This window comes from Methanobrevibacter sp., assembly GCF_017940815.1.
Taxonomy (GTDB): Archaea; Methanobacteriota; Methanobacteria; order Methanobacteriales; family Methanobacteriaceae; genus Methanocatella.
Window position 1 is genome coordinate 1 of the sequence record NZ_JAGAXX010000013.1, and the last position, 17336, is coordinate 17336.

General features: G+C 37.6%; 18 protein-coding genes and 1 tRNA gene. 11 read left to right on the plus strand and 8 right to left on the minus strand.

Annotation, left to right across the window (positions count from 1 at the left end; translation table 11 throughout):
* The first annotated feature begins 369 nt into the window (after positions 1-369).
* The 7 genes from ILA26_RS02045 to fen are packed head-to-tail and all read left to right on the plus strand — an operon-like array spanning position 370 to position 6440.
* The gene (locus ILA26_RS02045; protein ID WP_292893570.1) at positions 370-1227 is read left to right on the plus strand and encodes a hypothetical protein; all 858 of its coding nucleotides are present in this window, start codon (positions 370-372) and stop codon (positions 1225-1227) included.
* Between the two features lie 12 nt (positions 1228-1239).
* Positions 1240-1854: a hypothetical protein gene (locus ILA26_RS02050; RefSeq protein ID WP_292893574.1), complete on the plus strand. Its 615-nt coding sequence runs from the start codon at positions 1240-1242 to the stop codon at positions 1852-1854.
* A 19-nt stretch (positions 1855-1873) separates the two neighbouring features.
* Positions 1874-2410 (plus strand): class IV adenylate cyclase, encoded by a 537-nt coding sequence (gene cyaB, locus ILA26_RS02055; protein WP_292893577.1) that lies wholly within the window; start codon positions 1874-1876, stop codon positions 2408-2410.
* 38 nt (positions 2411-2448) lie between these two features.
* Complete coding sequence (locus ILA26_RS02060; RefSeq protein ID WP_292893580.1) at positions 2449-3612, plus strand: homocitrate synthase family protein; 1164 nt, start codon at positions 2449-2451, stop codon at positions 3610-3612.
* Between the two features lie 9 nt (positions 3613-3621).
* Positions 3622-4875: a homoaconitase large subunit gene (gene hacA / locus ILA26_RS02065; RefSeq protein WP_292893582.1), complete on the plus strand. Its 1254-nt coding sequence runs from the start codon at positions 3622-3624 to the stop codon at positions 4873-4875.
* A gap of 9 nt (positions 4876-4884) precedes the next feature.
* Positions 4885-5448 (plus strand): chorismate lyase, encoded by a 564-nt coding sequence (locus ILA26_RS02070; protein WP_292893584.1) that lies wholly within the window; start codon positions 4885-4887, stop codon positions 5446-5448.
* 8 nt (positions 5449-5456) lie between these two features.
* A complete protein-coding gene (gene fen / locus ILA26_RS02075; RefSeq protein ID WP_292893586.1) occupies positions 5457-6440 on the plus strand; it encodes a flap endonuclease-1 in 984 nt (327 codons plus the stop codon).
* Positions 6441-6476: 36 nt separating this feature from the next.
* Here fen and ILA26_RS02080 read toward each other — a convergent pair whose 3' ends face one another.
* The 4 genes from ILA26_RS02080 to ILA26_RS02095 are packed head-to-tail and all read right to left on the minus strand — an operon-like array spanning position 6477 to position 9123.
* Positions 6477-6818, minus strand: a complete 342-nt coding sequence (locus ILA26_RS02080) for a PH domain-containing protein (RefSeq protein ID WP_292893588.1) — start codon at positions 6816-6818, stop codon at positions 6477-6479.
* Entirely contained in the window at positions 6815-7144 is a 330-nt protein-coding gene (locus tag ILA26_RS02085; protein ID WP_292893590.1) for a zinc-ribbon domain-containing protein, read from the minus strand. The genes ILA26_RS02080 and ILA26_RS02085 overlap by 4 nt, the downstream gene beginning before the upstream one ends.
* 50 nt (positions 7145-7194) lie before the next feature.
* On the minus strand, positions 7195-7845 hold the full coding sequence (locus ILA26_RS02090; RefSeq protein ID WP_292893591.1) for a DUF2119 domain-containing protein: 651 nt from the start codon (positions 7843-7845) through the stop codon (positions 7195-7197).
* 27 nt (positions 7846-7872) lie between these two features.
* Positions 7873-9123, minus strand: a complete 1251-nt coding sequence (locus ILA26_RS02095; protein ID WP_292893593.1) for an adenosylhomocysteinase — start codon at positions 9121-9123, stop codon at positions 7873-7875.
* Positions 9124-9292: 169 nt separating this feature from the next.
* Between ILA26_RS02095 and ILA26_RS02100 the strand changes: the two genes are divergently transcribed.
* The 4 genes from ILA26_RS02100 (at position 9293) to ILA26_RS02115 (ending at position 14005) form a co-directional block, all read left to right on the plus strand.
* Positions 9293-9402 (plus strand) — tRNA-Met (locus ILA26_RS02100).
* A 109-nt stretch (positions 9403-9511) separates the two neighbouring features.
* Positions 9512-10678 carry an aldo/keto reductase gene (locus tag ILA26_RS02105; RefSeq protein WP_292893595.1) on the plus strand — a complete coding sequence of 389 codons (1167 nt, stop codon included), beginning with the start codon at positions 9512-9514 and terminating at the stop codon, positions 10676-10678.
* A 246-nt stretch (positions 10679-10924) separates the two neighbouring features.
* Complete coding sequence (gene glnA, locus ILA26_RS02110; RefSeq protein WP_292893597.1) at positions 10925-12280, plus strand: type I glutamate--ammonia ligase; 1356 nt, start codon at positions 10925-10927, stop codon at positions 12278-12280.
* Positions 12281-12322: 42 nt separating this feature from the next.
* The gene (locus tag ILA26_RS02115) at positions 12323-14005 is read left to right on the plus strand and encodes a DUF128 domain-containing protein (RefSeq protein WP_292893599.1); all 1683 of its coding nucleotides are present in this window, start codon (positions 12323-12325) and stop codon (positions 14003-14005) included.
* Here ILA26_RS02115 and ILA26_RS02120 read toward each other — a convergent pair whose 3' ends face one another.
* From ILA26_RS02120 to ILA26_RS02135, 4 genes are all read right to left on the minus strand, one after another.
* Positions 14006-14296: a DUF2097 domain-containing protein gene (locus ILA26_RS02120; RefSeq protein WP_292893601.1), complete on the minus strand. Its 291-nt coding sequence runs from the start codon at positions 14294-14296 to the stop codon at positions 14006-14008.
* Positions 14297-14403: 107 nt separating this feature from the next.
* A complete protein-coding gene (locus tag ILA26_RS02125) occupies positions 14404-14694 on the minus strand; it encodes a DUF2097 domain-containing protein (RefSeq protein ID WP_292893603.1) in 291 nt (96 codons plus the stop codon).
* A gap of 46 nt (positions 14695-14740) precedes the next feature.
* A complete protein-coding gene (locus ILA26_RS02130) occupies positions 14741-15616 on the minus strand; it encodes a formylmethanofuran dehydrogenase subunit C (protein ID WP_292893604.1) in 876 nt (291 codons plus the stop codon).
* Positions 15617-15618: 2 nt separating this feature from the next.
* Entirely contained in the window at positions 15619-17334 is a 1716-nt protein-coding gene (locus ILA26_RS02135) for a formylmethanofuran dehydrogenase subunit A (protein ID WP_292893689.1), read from the minus strand.
* Between the last annotated feature and the right edge of the window lie 2 nt (positions 17335-17336).

Below are 17336 nucleotides of genomic sequence, written 5' to 3' on the forward strand. Positions count from 1 at the left end.
ATATCACACAATTTAAAACGAATATACAATGAAACAATACAAAATGAGCTCATACACCATGAAAACAAACAAAATACCTAAAAATAATAATAAATTCAAAAAAAAATTTTTAAAAAAATAATTAATTTTGAGTCGTCCTCATTTTAGAAAAATTTTTAATTAAATTGCTTTGCCCCAACATTATTGTTCTAAATTTGAAAAATTGATTTAAAACCGTAAAATTGTATTTACTTAACAATATTTCGTTTAAAAAAATATTTGAAAATACTGCAAGCCTTGTTAGATAAATTTAAATAGTAGGCAGACCAATTTAAAATTAAATCAAATAACCATGTTTAAATGCCACGAAAAATATCAAAAGGTGTTATAATGAGCGAAATTAACGATCTTGCATATTTTTTAAATTCAATTAAAGACACATTGCCATGCAATAATGAGAAAGAACTTGAAGAAAAAATCAATCATGACAAAGACTTCAGAATTAAAGTTCAAAAATTGGTTTACTTGTCCAAACTCTTTGGATGGGACAACACTTACCACTTTAACTTTCATAAAAGGGGACCCTACTCCATTGAGCTTAGTGACGATTACAGAAATATTCCAACACTAAAAAAGGACAATGACTTTAATTTTAAATTGGATTCATTTAAAGAGTTCATTGAAAACGGAGATACGGAATATCTTGAAGCCCTATCCACAATCATTTATTACTGTAACAAGATTAAGCCGATTGAAATTGACAATGAAATTATTGCCGTATTGACCTATCTAAAACCCAATATATCCAAGAAGGTCATTGAATCAGCGCTTAAGAAAATAAATAATTTCAATTTACTAAATAAATTGGAAGTATATGATTCAAAAAAAACTATCACTGATGAAATTGTTTTGGATAAAATTAAAGGACTGCAGGACATATTTGAAAATTTCGAGGAATGCAGCAATAAAACATTAATTTTAGGGTCTCTTGATTATCTGAAAATAGCCCTCAAAAAGGAAAAATTAAACGTCAATGAAAAGACCAGATTTCTATGTGCCATCTACAGTTATGTGGATGAAATAGAGCATTATTATTTCAGAAATTACAAACTGTCCAAATCATTCTCAAATTATGATTTAAGCGCGATTGATGAAAGTTTTATTAAACTACAGCAATTCATATCCGACTTAAATGTAATTCCACGATTATATGATGAAGACATTGACTTAAATGTCTTCTATAAATAAGGAGGATTTGCAATGAATCAGCTAAAAGATATTGACACCATCACCTATGACACAATGCTAATTATTTATCAGTGCTTTAACATTAAACACCATCAACTTATTGAATATGCCAACAAAACACAAAGATTAACTGAATTTCTAGTGAAAAACAATGCAGAGATTGTGGTACCTGAATTTATAATTAATGAAATTAAAAACAAGGAAATCAGAAAAATAACTAATGAATTCATTAAATCAAAGCAACTAGCAAACCTTCCAAAAAATCCTGATCAGGCATTTATCCTAGGAATAGAATTCAAGGTTAAAATGAAACTATCTAGATTGCAAACGAAGGAATGGTTCACTGTCATCATTTACCAGCCTCCTGAAAAATATATTGACCAAATCTATGAATTTTTTAAAGAATTGAAACATCACCCTAATGTAAATGAATTCCTAAAGCTAAAAAACAGAAGAGATACAATACCTTCATTTGAGGATATGGCAATAATCGCCTTTTCTAAAGAGATGAAAATTCCAATAATATCAAATGATGCTGATTTGACTTTCTTTTCAAATGAACTATGTGAAAAAGGATTATCAGACAAAATATTCAACTTAAGCGAATTAGAAATTTATAATAATTAATGCAGTCAAACCTTTAACCATGATTGAAGTTGAAGTAAAGGCAAGAATCGACAATTTTGATGAAATGGAAAGTAGACTAAACAATATTGGTGCAGTCAAAAGTAAAACAGAATTCCAGGAAGACATCTACTTTGCAAGCCCAATAGTGGATTTTGCAAAAACCGATGAGGCATTAAGAATTAGAACAACTGACAATGACATCTTCATAACCTACAAGGGACCTAAGCTCAACAGCGAGGCCAAAACAAGAAAGGAAGTTGAGATGAATATCGAAAGTGCCGAAAAGGCAAAGGACATCTTTGAGGAAATCGGATTTAAGGAAGCAAGAACTGTCAGGAAAAGCCGACAATACTACACTTATGAGAATTTCGAAATATCACTGGACGACGTTGAAGGCCTTCCACCATATATGGAAATAGAAATAGCCCTTGAAGACAATAGCGATTACGATGAAGCCCAAGGCGAAATATTCAAGTTGTTTGAGAAATTGGGCATCACCGATGGGTTTGAGAGAACTTCATACATGGAACTTTTAGAAAATTTAAATACTGAATAACTACTAATATTAAATATTAAATTTAAGAAGTGATAATTTTGCAATATTTTATAAGTCATTATAACAAGGAATGTGAATTGACATTTCCTGAAGATATTACTATTTATGATACAACATTAAGAGACGGTGAACAAACCCCTGGCGTTTGTTTCAGTTTTGATGAAAAATTGGAAATTGCAAGAAAACTGGATCAATTTAAGATACATCAAATTGAAGCAGGTTTTCCAATAGTGTCTGAAAAAGAAAAGGAATCAGTTAAGGCAATAGCAAATGAGGGCCTTGACGCGACAATCCTTGGTTTGACCAGAACAAAACCTGAAGACATCGATGCCGCTCTTGACTGTGATGTGGACGGTATCATTACATTTGTCGGAACTTCCGACATCCACTTGGACCATAAGATGCACATCACAAGGCAAGATGCAATCAACCTATGTGAAACTGCAGTGGATTACGCTAAAGACCATGGACTGTTCGTTGCATTTTCAGCGGAAGATGCTACAAGAACAGATATCGAATTCCTGAAACGTATTTACGGCAAGGCTGAAGAGTGTGGAGCTGACAGGGTACATATCGCAGACACAACCGGAGCAATAACCCCTCAAGGTATTGACTATCTGGTTAAGGAACTTGTCAAAGACTTGAAACTTGACATTGCAGTTCACTTACATAATGATTTCGGATTGGCTGTGATAAACTCCATCGTTGGTGTTTTGGCAGGTGCAAAAGCAGTTTCAACAACAGTCAACGGTATTGGTGAGAGAGCAGGTAACGCTTCACTTGAAGAGCTCATCATGGCAATGAAAATCCTATACGGCAAGGATTACGGATTCAAGACAAAATACATCAAGGAACTATCCGAACTCGTGTCAAAAGCAAGCGGATTGCCAATCCCTTACAACAAGCCAGTTGTCGGAAACAACGTATTCAGACACGAATCAGGAATTCATGTTGATGCGGTAATTGAGGAGCCATTATGCTACGAGCCATACCTCCCAGAACTTGTCGGACAAAAACGTCAATTAGTGCTTGGTAAACATTCCGGATGCAGAGCAGTAAGGGCAAAATTGAACGAATGCGAACTTGATGTCACTAATGAAGAGCTCATTGAAATCGTAAGACAAGTCAAAAAGCAAAGGGAAGAAGGAAAATACATTAACGACCAAGTGTTCAGGGAAATCGTTAAAAATACCAAGAAATAGGTCATGATCATGAATATTACTGAAAAAATACTTTCATCAAAAGCAGGCCATGAGGTGACCCCTGGAGAAATCATTGAAATCCCAGTCGACCTTGCAATGTCACACGACGGGACAAGCCCGCCTGCAATCAAGACATTTGAAAAAATAGCTGAAAAGGTATGGGATTCCGAAAAGATAGCAATCATCTTTGACCACAACGTTCCTGCAAACACAATCGGTTCGGCGGAGTTCCAAAAGGTTTGCCGTGAGTTCATCAAAACCCAAAACATTACTAAAAACTTCATTCATGGTGAAGGAATCTGCCATCAGGTAGTTCCTGAAATGGGTTTGGTTGAACCTGGAAAAGTCATTGTCGGAGCTGACTCACACACATGTACCTATGGTGCATTCGGAGCGTTTTCAACAGGTATGGGTGCCACTGACCTTGCAATGGTTTGGGCAACCGGTAAAACCTGGTTCATGGTTCCTGAAGCTATCAAAATGGAAGTTACAGGCGAACTCAATCCATACATTGCCCCTAAAGACATTATTCTAAACATTATAGGAGAAATAGGAATAGCCGGTGCAACCTACAAGACTGCAGAGTTTTGTGGAGAGACCATCGAGAACATGGGCGTTGAAGGAAGGGCAACCATGTGTAACATGGCTATTGAAATGGGTGCAAAAAACGGTATAATGGAACCGAATAAGGAAGTCATTAGCTACATCTGTCAAAGAACCGGCAAAAGCGAATCAGAATTGAACATCGTTAAATCAGATGCCGATGCGGAATATGAAAAGGAAATGCACTTTGACATAAGTGACTTGGAACCTCAAATCGCATGTCCAAATGACGTGGATAACGTGAAAGGAATCTCAAAGATTGAGGGAACCTCAATTGACCAATGTTTGATTGGATCATGCACCAACGGAAGATTGTCCGACCTGAAGGATGCTGCGGAAATCTTGGAAGGAAACACAATCGACGACAGCATCAGACTATTAATATTGCCAGCTTCAAGAGAAATTTACCAGCAGGCCATTCACGAAGGCTACATTGATACATTCATAAACGCAGGAGCAATCATCTGCAATCCTGGTTGCGGACCATGTCTCGGAGGACACATGGGAGTGTTAAGCGAAGGCGAATCATGCATATCCACAACCAACAGGAATTTCAAAGGCAGAATGGGAGACCCTGCTTCTGAGGTATACTTATCTAACTCCAAGGTGGTTGCGGCATCCGCACTCACAGGAGTTATTACCAATCCAAAAGACTTATAGGTGATTTGAATGGTACAAGACAAAAACGAAGCAAACAAGCGACTAATCGAAAAAATTAACGACCTTGAAAAGGACTACGGTCAGGAATTTTCAAACACACAAAAAATACTGCTAACAACAGACGGATCAATCACTGCAATTCTGGACGTTTTATATGGCAAAATCACATTGGACACCATAGACCAACATCTGGAAGATGCAGACGCAGAACGTGCCAAACTAGTGAATGTGAATGAGGGCGATGAAATTAACTTCAGGGAAGTCTTAATGCATAAGGATGACCAGCCTTTAATATATGCCATTTCACATGTTCCATTGGGAAGATGCACAAAGGAAGTGTGCAATGATTTGCTCAGGGCGGACATACCAATAGGAAGAATCCTTAAAAATTATCATATAGAGTCAAGAAGAGAAGTCAACAACATATTCATTGAAAGGCCAAACGACAAATTAAAAGAAATGTTCGGCACAGACGAAGACTTCCTGGCTCGTGATTACGTCATAATCAACAATGATGAGATATTAATGTGGATTAAGGAAATGTTCCCTGTAAGCTATTTTACTGAAATATAGGTGAAAAAATGGGTGTAAAACTAAAAGATATAGTTGAACCGGAAAATATCAATTTCAAGGACTTGGAGGGAAGAGTGGTATCAATCGATGCATTCAACACACTTTACCAATTCCTATCAACAATCAGACAAAGGGACGGAAGACCTCTGACAGATGAAAACGGAAATGTTACATCACACTTGAGTGGAATCTTATATCGTAACTCCTCAATGATTGAAAAGGACATAAAGCCCATCTATATCTTTGACGGTAAGGCACCTGAACTTAAAAGCGAAACCCAGGCAAAAAGAAGGGAAGTGCGTGAGGAATCCGAAAAGATCTTCAAGGAAGCCCTTGCCGAAGGAGACACCGAAAAGGCAAGAAAGTATGCGATGAGGTCATCCAAACTATCTCCTGAGATAATCGAATCATCCAAAAAGCTTCTGACACTTATGGGAATACCATATGTTGAGGCGAAAGGTGAAGGTGAAGCGCAGGCAGCTTATCTTGTTGCAAACGGTGACGCATATGCCGTGGCATCACAGGATTACGATTGCCTTTTGTTTGGAGCCAAAAGGGTTGTAAGAAACCTTGCAGTCAACTCAAACCTTGGAAATCTCGAATACTACCAGCTTGACAAGGTGTTGAAACAATTAAACGTCACACGCGAAGAGCTGGTTGACATGGGAATCCTTATCGGTACCGACTTTTGCGATGGACTTAAGGGAGTCGGAGCAAAGACCGCTCTCAAGTTAGCCCACAAGGGACAGCTCAAGGAAAAAATAGCTGAGCTTCAAAAGGAATCCACACATGACCTTGACGAGGTCCGTGACATTTTCCTGAAGCATAACGTGAATACCGATTACAAAATAGACTGGGGAAAACCGGACAAGGAAAAACTAATCGAATTCATGTGCTATGAACATGGATTTTCAGTGGAACGTGTAAGCAAGGCATCAGATAGGCTTAAAAATTTAAATTCCTCACAGGGAAGTCTTGACGCCTGGTTTTAAAATTAAAAAAAAGTTTAGAAGAAAAAATCTTCTAAATTACTCCATTTTCTTAGCAATCTCATCGACAATGACTTTAGCGTTTTCAACTCTTTTTTCCGCTTCAGATATCTCCAGCTGATTGAAGATGTCATTATATATGGATTGACCATCACGAATGAATCTGAATTTGAATTTAGATGAGGTTGTTGCTATCTGAACAGTACCATACCCTATAAGTCTTCCGATTAGACCGCTACTGTATGAGACAGAATCAATCTTGTTTAACGGGGACTGCATTTGAGTAATTGAAATCAATCCACATTTACCGAACACTCTCTTGTTGGTCAAGATTAGGTCATTTGTCTTATATCCTATGAATCTGATGATAAGCCAAATCAAACCAACGATTGTGAATATATTGAAGAATCCCAGTAATGCGAAAAAAAATCGAAATAATACCAATAAGACGCCTCAATTAAAAAATTAATAATCCCAAACAGGATTCCCAAACCAAGAATAATTCCAGGAACTATTAGACAGCCCTCATGGATTTGAGAATGCCTAATGATTTCTTCCCCGTCCATCATGTCGATATTATATTCTGAAAAAATGTGAGAATCGTTGGCGTTATTAGGTTTAGATTCACCAGCTTTTGTTCCACATTCATTGCAGAATACAGATCCCTCTTCCAATTCGGCACCACAATTTTTACAAAATTTTGCCATTTAATCACCGAATAAATATATATTAATACTACTATTTAAACAATGACAGACTAATACGGAGGAAAGTCTTCGCCAAATACCTTTTTTGCATATTTAACTGCCAAGTCAACCTGATCAGCGTAATCTATCAACATCTGTTTTTCAAAATATTCACGTGAAGGTGACTTTAAAATCAATTTAAGCAAGTTCTCATATGTTTTTATAGCCAAATCCTTGTTGAAATCATATTTTTCCACAAGTTCAGGAGTCAATTTTTCAAAACATGGAAATTCCAATGTCTTGCAAACCGTATCTGTTGAAAAATACGTCATTCTTATCAAAGGAGAAACTGATGAGACAAGCACATGATTTCCAAGCTCTATCAATGGAGGGATTCCTGTGCGATTGTACCTTTCCATTGAGGTCAGCTTCCCATAATTCTTAAGGTTGAAGCAGTGCAGTTCTGTATAGAAATCAGGTTCAAAATATTCAATAAGATTTAAAATCTTCTGGCCGAGCTCTGTTTCATAGTATTCCTTTTCAATTGTTGAAATATATGGTGTCTTGTCGAAATTATAAAAATAGAATTGGCCCTCTGAGAGATCCTCTTCCTTAATTCTCTTGATGAATTTCAAGGAGGTCAATCCCTCGTTTCCATGGACGCCCCCAATAAACAATTTGGTTGGTCCGCTGCCATTGTCAATGTACTTAAAAAAAGACATACTAAAAAAAAGTTTTGAGAAGGAAATCTATGTTCCTTCTTGCCAATTTGCCAAGTAAGCTTTTTGTTTGTCAGATAATGAATCGATTTCAATTCCCATAGCGTCGAGTTTCATGCTTGCTACAGTGTAGTCGATTTCATCAGGTGCTTTGGTTACACCTACAGGCAAATCATTTTCTAGGATGTGTTTTGCGGATAATGCTTGTACAGCAAAACTCATGTCCATGATTTCAGCAGGGTGTCCTTGTCCACGTGCAGCGGAAAGGTTTACTAAACGACCATCAGCCAATAAGTATATTTTTCTGCCATCCTTGGTTGTGAACTCTTCGATACTTTCACGAACTTCTTTAACGCCTGTTGAAATAGCTTCAAGGTCTGGTCTGTTGATTTCAACATTGAAGTGTCCGGAGTTTGCAAGCATACATCCGTCTTTCATGTATTTGAAGTCATCACCTGAGATGATGTCTGCGTTACCTGTTACAGTAATGATTAAGTCGGATTGTTTTACTGCTTCCCTTATGGTCATTACACGGTATCCGTCCATTCTTGCTTCAAGTGCTCTGATCGGATCAACTTCTGTAACAATTACGTCTGCTCCGAGACCTGCTGCTCTGAGTGCAAGTCCCCTTCCACACCATCCATATCCACAGACAGTTACGGTTTTTCCTGCAATTACCATGTTGGTTGTTCCCATGATAGCGTCAAAACTTGATTGACCGGTTCCGTAACGGTTGTCAAATAAATATTTTGTGTAAGCGTCATTTACTGCAATTACAGGGAATTTCAATGCGCCGTCAGCATGCATTGCCTGTAACCTGTGAACACCAGTTGTTGTTTCTTCACATGCACCTTTGATGTGGCTTAATAATTCTTTTCTTTCATTGTGAAGAACCATAATCATGTCTGCTCCGTCATCAATGATTATGTCAGGCTTGTGGTCAAGTACCATGTTGATTGTTTGATAGTATTCCTCATCGTCTTGTTCTCTCCAACCGTAAACGTTCAATCCTAAGTCAGCCGCTCCTGCAACTGCATCGTCATGAGTGGATAAAGGGTTACAGCCAGTCATAGCTACTTCAGCACCACCAGCCATCAAGGTCAAACCTAAGTTGATTGTTTTAGGTTCCAAATGTAAGCATGATCCGATTGTGATTCCTTTGAACGGTTGGGTTTCCAAATACTCCTTTTTAATAGATTCTAAAACAGGCATGTGTTTTTGAACCCATTCGATTTTTCTTACACCTTCAGGTGCAAGTGACATATCTTTAACTTTGCTCATAATATCATCATCATAAAATTATTTATTAAATAAATTTTTGACTTTAAATATTAATATAACTTTTTATGGATTAAAAATATTTTTTCAAAAAAAGATTTCAAACAAGCCAAAAAACATCAAAAAACAAAAACTTTAAATGTAATGATTGAAATATATATATTTGTTAGATGCCGGGGTGGCTCAGCTGGTTAGAGCGCACGGCTCATAGGGTAATATAGCAGTGCTCTAGCGTATTCCTGGGATACCGTGAGATCGCGGGTTCGAATCCCGCCCCCGGCATCCTAAATCCCAGGAATTTATCCATCTAACACTATTTTTTAAAACTTATTTTTCAAATCATAACAATTTTATAGTCATTTTTACAAATTTTACCATTAGAGGATTTGAAATGATATATAATACACTTGGAAAGACCGGTCTTGAGGTTTCAAGGCTAGGTTTTGGGACAATGAGATTGCCAACCATCGGTTCCAATGACAATATCGATGAGAGCGAAGCGTCAAAAATGCTCAAGTATGGAATTGAAAATGGAATCAACATTATTGACACCGCTTACCCTTACCATGCGGAAGGTTTGGACGGTGAAGGAAACAGCGAAATATTTCTAGGCAAATTTTTAAATGAAAACAGCTTAAGGGACGAGATTATTCTCCAGACAAAATCCCCCTCATGGCTGATAGAACAACATTCTGATTTTGACTATTATCTTGACGAGCAGCTTGAAAGGCTTCAAACAGATTATATTGACATTTACCTTCTTCATTCATTGAACGTTCCCGATTGGGAAAAGGTGAGGGACCTGAATGTATTTGACTTTTTAGACGATGCCCTTTCATCCGGCAAAATAAAGCATATCGGTTTTTCCTCACATATCGAGGTCGATTACCTGATAGAAATCATTGACGAGTATCCTAAATGGGAAGTTGCAATGACCCAGATGAACTATCTGGACGAATACTACCAGTCAGGAGTCATGGGACTTGATTTCCTAAAGCAAGTCAATATGGGAAGCATGATTATGGAACCTCTCCGTGGAGGAAGACTTATCAACAACATTCCTGATGAGGTCAATGAATTGTGGAACATGGCTGAAGTCAAAAGGACCCCTGTCGAATGGGCATTCCAATACCTGTGGAACAGGGATGATGTCGATTGCGTATTCAGCGGAATGAACAATCTTGAACAGGTAAAGGAAAACGTTAAGATTGCATCAACAGAAGACATCATTTCCGAAAACGATCAGGAAATCATACGTGAAGTTGCAAGAACATACAGGACTTTTTTAGGCAATGACTGCACCCGTTGCGGCTATTGCATGCCTTGTCCTCATGGAGTGGACATCATAAACTGCCTAACAGAATACAATATTGCCCACATGATGGGAGACCCTAAGGCAAGTGCAATGCAGTATTTCAGCCAAATTGACGATGATTCAAGAGCAGACAGCTGTGTTCAATGTATGGAATGCATTCCGTTTTGTACTCAAATGCTGAATATTCCAGAAGAGCTTCAGAAAGTTTATGAGTACTTCGGCAGCGAATTTGACCATTTCTGATTTGACCCACTAAACATGAGGTCAAATTTTTTATTCTTTTTTATATTGTTTTGAACAATTAAGCATTAAAAATTAAATTTATACTAATTTTATTTACTAAAAAAAATAAAACTTCTGATTTTATATATCAAAAATAACAGATTACAATATATATAAAGATTTATATACTACGAGTTGGAAATATAAATTCAATAGGAAGATGTTTTCCGACTATTATTTTTAAACTAATAGTGGAGCTTGATTTTGATGAGTGACATACCAGAAGAAAAAATCGAAAGAATCACAGAGCAAATGAAAGAGGATAACATTAAGTTTATCCGTTTACAATTCGTTGATATTAATGGTACAGTAAAAACTATTGTTATTCCATTCAATGGCGAAGACATGAATGAACTATTTACCGAAGGAATGCTATTTGACGGATCATCCATTGCAGGATTCGTTGGAATAAACGATAGTGACTTAGTTTTAAAACCTGACATTGACACTTATTCCAGATTATCATGGAGACCAGAAGAATCCGCAACATGCAGATTCATATGTGACGTCTGGACAGCAGACAACGAACCGTTCATTGGAGACCCAAGAGGATTGCTTAAAAAATCCCTCAAGCACATTGCAGACATGGGATTGCAATACAACATCGGTCCGGAACCTGAATTCTTCATCGTGGACATCGATGAGAATGGATACCCAATGCCATATGATGAAGCAAGCTACTTTGACGTGGAACCTCTAGATAAGGGAACTGACTTCAGAAGAGAATTGACCTTGAATCTTGAAGATTTGGACTTTGAAGTGGAAGCTTCCCACCACGAAGTGGCACCAGGTCAAAACGAAATTGCATTCAAGTTTAAAGACGCACTTAAAACTGCAGATGCAGTAATTACATTTAAACAAGCTATCAAAGCGATTGTAGACAACATGGCTACCTTTGACCAAATGGACTACAGAGTAACTTTCATGCCTAAACCATTCTTCGGAGTGAGCGGTAGTGGAATGCACTGTCACCAATCAGTATTCAAAGGCGATAAAAACTTATTCTCAAACCCCGACTCAGAAACTGGTCTTTCAAAAGATGCTCTCTACTTTATGGGAGGATTACTCAAACACGCCCCAGCAATCACAGCAATTACAAATCCTATTGTAAACTCATACAAACGTTTAGTGCCAGGTTATGAGGCACCAGTATACAGAGCATACGGTCTAAGGAACAGATCTGCATTAATCAGAGTTCCTGCAGCACGTGGAAAAGCAACCCGTATCGAATACAGGTCCCCGGACCCTGCATGTAATCCATACCTCGCATTCACAGTAATGCTTGAAGCAGGTATTGACGGAATCGTCAACAAAATCGACCCAGGAGACCCTGTTGAAGTGGATCTTTACCAATTGACCGAAGAGGAAATTAAAGAAAGGGGAATCAAAGTATTGCCAACCAGTTTATGGGAAGCATACCACTCACTTGAAGAAGACCCATTAATATTAAACGCTTTAGGGCCACACATCAGTGAAAAATTCCTAGAGCTCAAATACCAAGAATGGGACGAATACCGTGTCCAAGTATTCGGATACGAACAAAGAAAATATTTAGATATCTAATCTAAATATTAATTTCTTATTTTTTTATAACCGGAGCCCAACATGTCAGATTCAGAACCCCGAATGATAGAGATTTTGAGAATTTTAAGTCAGCAGGAAAAGCCTACAGGATCCAAGATGATAGCTGATGAGCTGAAGGACAAGGGATTCAATTTAGGGGAACGTGCTGTAAGATACCATATGCAGATTCTTGATGAGAAAGGTTACACTGAAAGAAAGGGATACTCCGGCAGAGTGATTACAAACCTTGGTCGTGAAAAGTTAGAAAAAGGACTGATTTATGATCAAGTCGATTTCATTTATTCAAAATTTGAAGAAATGATTTATTTGACTGACTTCAACTACATCACACAACAAGGAAATGTTGTAGTCAATACATCAACTGTTTATAATGAAGAGTCAATTGATATAATTAAAAGAATTATTGAAAGTGGCCTTTCTGTTAGTCCTTACATTAATATAAGCAAAGGTAAAGTTGATGGGGAAATTGAAGTGACAACCTTATGCGGAACCACAATTGATGGAATACTTCTCAATGAGGGAATAGCTTCACAACCATTGTACGGAGGACTGCTGAAAATCGAAGACAACACTCCAATAATATTCGAGGAACTGATTTCATACAGGAAAACCTCACTCACACCACTCGATGCGTTTTCATCACCCAACAGGACATCAGTATTGGACGTGATTGACTCAGGAGCAGGGCTTATACCTGCAAACTTCAGACTTATACCAAGTATCGGAAGGGAAAAAACCATTGATGTCATAAATAAACTTGACAAAATAGGAATTGGAGGAGTAATTGGAATTTCAGATGAAAGCCAGGACATTTTAGGAATTCCAGTTCCTGAAGGAATGGTTGGAATAGCCCTTGTCGGAGGAATAACCCCATTCAGGGCAGTCCAGGAATCCGGTGAGGAAATCGACATAAAAATAGCTGAAGAAATAAGAAGCTTCAATACATTGACTCCAATCACATCAACAATTAAAAACAGTCTGAAGCCTGTCACACAGGCAGCACAGCCTAATGTATCATTTTTACTTTCAAAATCATGGAACTTAATCCAGCAGGTGAACTTTGACGTTGAAAAAAGAAAGGGAAACATCGTTTCAAATGTATCCTACCTTAAAAAGGATGACCTGGACAACGCACTGTCCATAATGGAAGACACATACAACAACGATCCAAAATACATCAATCCATACTACAAGATACTTGAACATCCTACTGACGATGACAAAATCGGTATCGCAACAATATGTAGCCTGAGCATTGATGGAATATTAATAAACAACGGAATAAGATGCACCCCAAGATATGGTGGACTTCTGGAACTTACAGAACCGTCCCTATTCATTGAATTGATTTCCTACAACGGTTCAACAGTTGACCCTCACAAGATATTCATTGCAAAAGAAATGACCTCAATCACCCGTGACATGGGACCTAGAAAAATATTGGCCAGCTTTAAGGAAATCCCATACATATCCCGTGACTATTCAGTGAATCTGCTTGACACATTGGATAAGATAGGATTGTCAATATATAAAATAGGAAAACCAAGGGAACTGACCTACAATGCAAAAGCAGATAACTATCACTTCGGTATCGTTGCAGGCAGTGGATTAAATACAATAGCTGCGGTTAGAGAAAAAGGCGTTGACATACACGTTAAGGCTATTGAAAAATTGATACCTTTTGAAAAGATGGACAGACTGTAATTAGATTACAGTAACTTCCACATCTTCACCATCTTTCGGATAATGGATAAATTCAATAATATCCTCTTCTACTTCATACACATCTATTTCTATTGTAGCTCCCAATGCACTTTCATCGAGAGAGACAAGCATTTTAAAACCTGGTTTGCCGAAATAATCAGAAAAGTCCATGTTCAAGACTTCTCCTTCTGCAAAAATCCTGTCGTAGGATATTTCAATTCCATCATGAATTTTAACATTTTCTTTCAAGTAATTTACAGCTTCTTCAGTGGTTAATTCAATATTTTTCATAATAATCAACCTCACTATTAAGTATTACTCTCATCATATAAAAATTGTTTGTATATTATCGAACAAAAAAATTGTTCGAGGAAGCGTCAATAAATAAAAAAAGAGGATTATAATACTTCTATTATAATTTCATCGTCATCGTGAATATGACGAATTTCGAGCAAGTCATCAGCAATCTCGTGCAAGTCAACTTCAACAGACTGATTTAAGATTTCACCGGTCAATTGTAATCCTACTCTGAGACCTTCTCCAGTGACTTCATCTTCTTCAGTGAGACCTAACACTTCTCCTGGAGCAAAAATACGGTTATATGAAATTTCAAATACATCTCCAACATACACATTATTTCTAACATACTCCACAGTTTCATCAAAAGTCATTTCTACTTCTTTGACCATATTATCAACTCAAAATTATTTTAAAAAAAAGAAAAGAGAAGAGGAATTATAAATTCCTGTATTCTCTGATGGAAGTATATTCGTCGTCTAATTCGCCGTAGGAAGCTAATTTTTCTTTGTTTGCTTCAGCGCCTAAGTAAAGGTTACCTTTACCGTTGAGACCAATATCTCCAGTATAGTGAATATATTTACCTTCAAAGGTGGATCCTTCAATTTCAGGATCTACTACGATACCATTGAGGACGAATCCTTCGAGTAATCTTCCGAGGAATCCGTGGATAACAATGTTACCGTTTTTCATTTGTCCACCAGGCCAACGGTTTACGTCACCGTCAATTTCAATGAGACCTTTGGTCATGTGAATACCAGCTAAGATATCACAGTTACCTTTAACGTGGATTTTACCACCGGTTAAACATTCACCACATTGTTTACCAGCGTTTCCGCCGACAACAATTTCTCCACCAGTCATACCTCTCCATTCACCAATGTAAGAAGCACCTGTGAATTCTTTAGTGTTTCCTTCGATTTCAAGGTATCCGCCAGACATTTCTCTTCCTGCGTGAGCTGCTGCGTTACCTTTAACGAGAATGGAACCACCGGACATTTCAGCACCAACGTGTAAATCTACACTGCTGTTACAAACGATGTCTCCACCGCTCATTTTACAACCTATGTATTTTACTCTGTTTAAGTCACCGTTTAAAATCATTTTAACTTCATCAGGTCCGTTAGCTTCTCCTTCTACGGTAATGTCGAAGAAGTCAGTGATTGGGAATCTTGAGTTTCCAATTGGGACTTGGTATTTTGCGAAATCAGCTTCAGTCCAGGAGTAAATTTCATCTGGAATTAATTCATCGAATTCTAAAGCGATTGAAGAAGTTTTGATTTGATCAAATGTAATTGTTTTCAAACTAAACACCCCTATTTACCTTCAACGTCTATTCTAATTGGGTTGGATACGTAGTGGTCGTGTACTGGGTAGTTTTCCCATTTGACTGAGTAGTATTGGGTGAAGAACGGCATGATGTTGTCGATAACTTTTTGCTCGTTTTGTTCCCATCCTTTTACGTTAACCCAAATGTTTTGACTTTCTTTAACTTTAACAATTTCTTTGTCTTTTACTAAGATTTGACCATCTTTAATAGTGTATTGAGCAACATCGAAACCTTTTTCGATTTCAGCAGCTTGTTTGGATGGATCAATTTCGTTAGGATTTATGTCATATACTGCAATATCTGCTCTGTAACCCGGAGTGAGTGCACCTCTGTCAGTGAATCCGTAGATTTTAGCAGGAGCAGCTCTTGTAATAGTTGCAATATCGTAGAAATCGTATTCTCTTTCAAGAGTAGGGAGAATAGTTCTTTTGTTAACCCATTTGTGAACTTCGTTTTCACACATGTCTTGTCTTTTCTCATTACTCATTAACCAAGAGATGATTCTTGGGTATCTTGTGAATGGACCTGCGTTAGGGTGGTCAGTGGTTAAACATACTCTCCATGGATCTTCGATTAACAAGAATAATTCAAGACCGATAGCCCATTGTAAGGTACTAACAGGACTTTTCTTGGAGTAGATACATGGGATGATACCTGCTGCAGTTTCACATTCAATATCCTTGTTGGTCCATTTAAGACCGGATAATTTGAATAAGTCGTATTCCATAGGAGCGTCTGCAGTCATGGTAGTGGTTTCGTCGAAAGTTACTTGACCAATATCACAAGTTATGTTGTCTTTTTTGTTGAAGTGTTTAGCAACTTCTTCAGCACCTGAAGTTACATCTTTCCAACTGTTACCTAAGTAAGAGTGGAATTGCAAGTGAGTCATGTGCATAACTTGGTCCCTAACTTCAGCTGCACCTTTACCTTTTTTAATACCGTCCATAGCGTCCATGGTTTCTAAGGTTGTAGGTACGTTACCTGGGTGTCCTAAGTCGTTAGGGTGAATGTGAATAGAGTGAGGCAAGTTTAACATTTCGTTAGCTTTTGCTAAAGCAATAACAACTTCTTTGGAAGTTACGTCAAAGTATGGTGCTTTATCATTGAAACCGTGTACGTTCATACCCCATCCCCATGCTTCACTTCCACATGGGTTTACGATTTTAATACCGTAACCTTTGGATATTTTTAACCATGCAGATACGAATGCTGCAATGTCTTCAATATTATTATCTTTTGCATATTCCATTACAAACCAGTTGTTACCGAATAATGGTAAAGCTGGGATGTCTAATTGTGGAATAGTTGCGATTTCTTCGTGAGTGTGTTTTGCTTCAAGAGGAGGCATAGCTGCTTCTACAACAGTACCGTAACCTAATCTTGAGTATCTGTAACCGGTTGCAGGACAACTTGGAATGGAGAAACCAGATTCTGATCTTAATACTTTAGTTTTTTGAGTAACACCTCTTCTGGAATCTTCAGGTCTGTATAATCTTCCTACTACTAATTTAGGACCTGCAACGTGTGCGTGAGGGTCAACACCTGCTGGCATGACTATTTTATCGGTAACGTCTAAGACTTTAGCATCAGCGGAAACGGAATCTACAATAATACCATCTTTAAACATGACGTCCATCTTTTCCCCGTTAACTTCGTTAGCTGGGTCGTAGACAATACCATTTTTAAGAATATATTCCATTATAT

Excerpts from the sequence above, each read along its gene's own strand:
- ILA26_RS02120 (WP_292893601.1), bottom strand. The coding sequence starts at position 14,296 with ATGAAAAATATTGAATTAACCACTGAAGAAGCTGTAAATTACTTGAAA.
- cyaB (WP_292893577.1), top strand. The coding sequence starts at position 1,874 with ATGATTGAAGTTGAAGTAAAGGCAAGAATCGACAATTTTGATGAAATG.
- ILA26_RS02105 (WP_292893595.1), top strand. The coding sequence starts at position 9,512 with ATGATATATAATACACTTGGAAAGACCGGTCTTGAGGTTTCAAGGCTA.
- ILA26_RS02115 (WP_292893599.1), top strand. The coding sequence starts at position 12,323 with ATGTCAGATTCAGAACCCCGAATGATAGAGATTTTGAGAATTTTAAGT.
- glnA (WP_292893597.1), top strand. The coding sequence starts at position 10,925 with ATGAGTGACATACCAGAAGAAAAAATCGAAAGAATCACAGAGCAAATG.
- hacA (WP_292893582.1), top strand. The coding sequence starts at position 3,622 with ATGAATATTACTGAAAAAATACTTTCATCAAAAGCAGGCCATGAGGTG.
- ILA26_RS02090 (WP_292893591.1), bottom strand. The coding sequence starts at position 7,845 with ATGTCTTTTTTTAAGTACATTGACAATGGCAGCGGACCAACCAAATTG.
- ILA26_RS02070 (WP_292893584.1), top strand. The coding sequence starts at position 4,885 with ATGGTACAAGACAAAAACGAAGCAAACAAGCGACTAATCGAAAAAATT.
- ILA26_RS02125 (WP_292893603.1), bottom strand. The coding sequence starts at position 14,694 with ATGGTCAAAGAAGTAGAAATGACTTTTGATGAAACTGTGGAGTATGTT.
- ILA26_RS02095 (WP_292893593.1), bottom strand. The coding sequence starts at position 9,123 with ATGAGCAAAGTTAAAGATATGTCACTTGCACCTGAAGGTGTAAGAAAA.
- ILA26_RS02085 (WP_292893590.1), bottom strand. The coding sequence starts at position 7,144 with ATGGCAAAATTTTGTAAAAATTGTGGTGCCGAATTGGAAGAGGGATCT.
- fen (WP_292893586.1), top strand. The coding sequence starts at position 5,457 with ATGGGTGTAAAACTAAAAGATATAGTTGAACCGGAAAATATCAATTTC.
- ILA26_RS02050 (WP_292893574.1), top strand. The coding sequence starts at position 1,240 with ATGAATCAGCTAAAAGATATTGACACCATCACCTATGACACAATGCTA.
- ILA26_RS02045 (WP_292893570.1), top strand. The coding sequence starts at position 370 with ATGAGCGAAATTAACGATCTTGCATATTTTTTAAATTCAATTAAAGAC.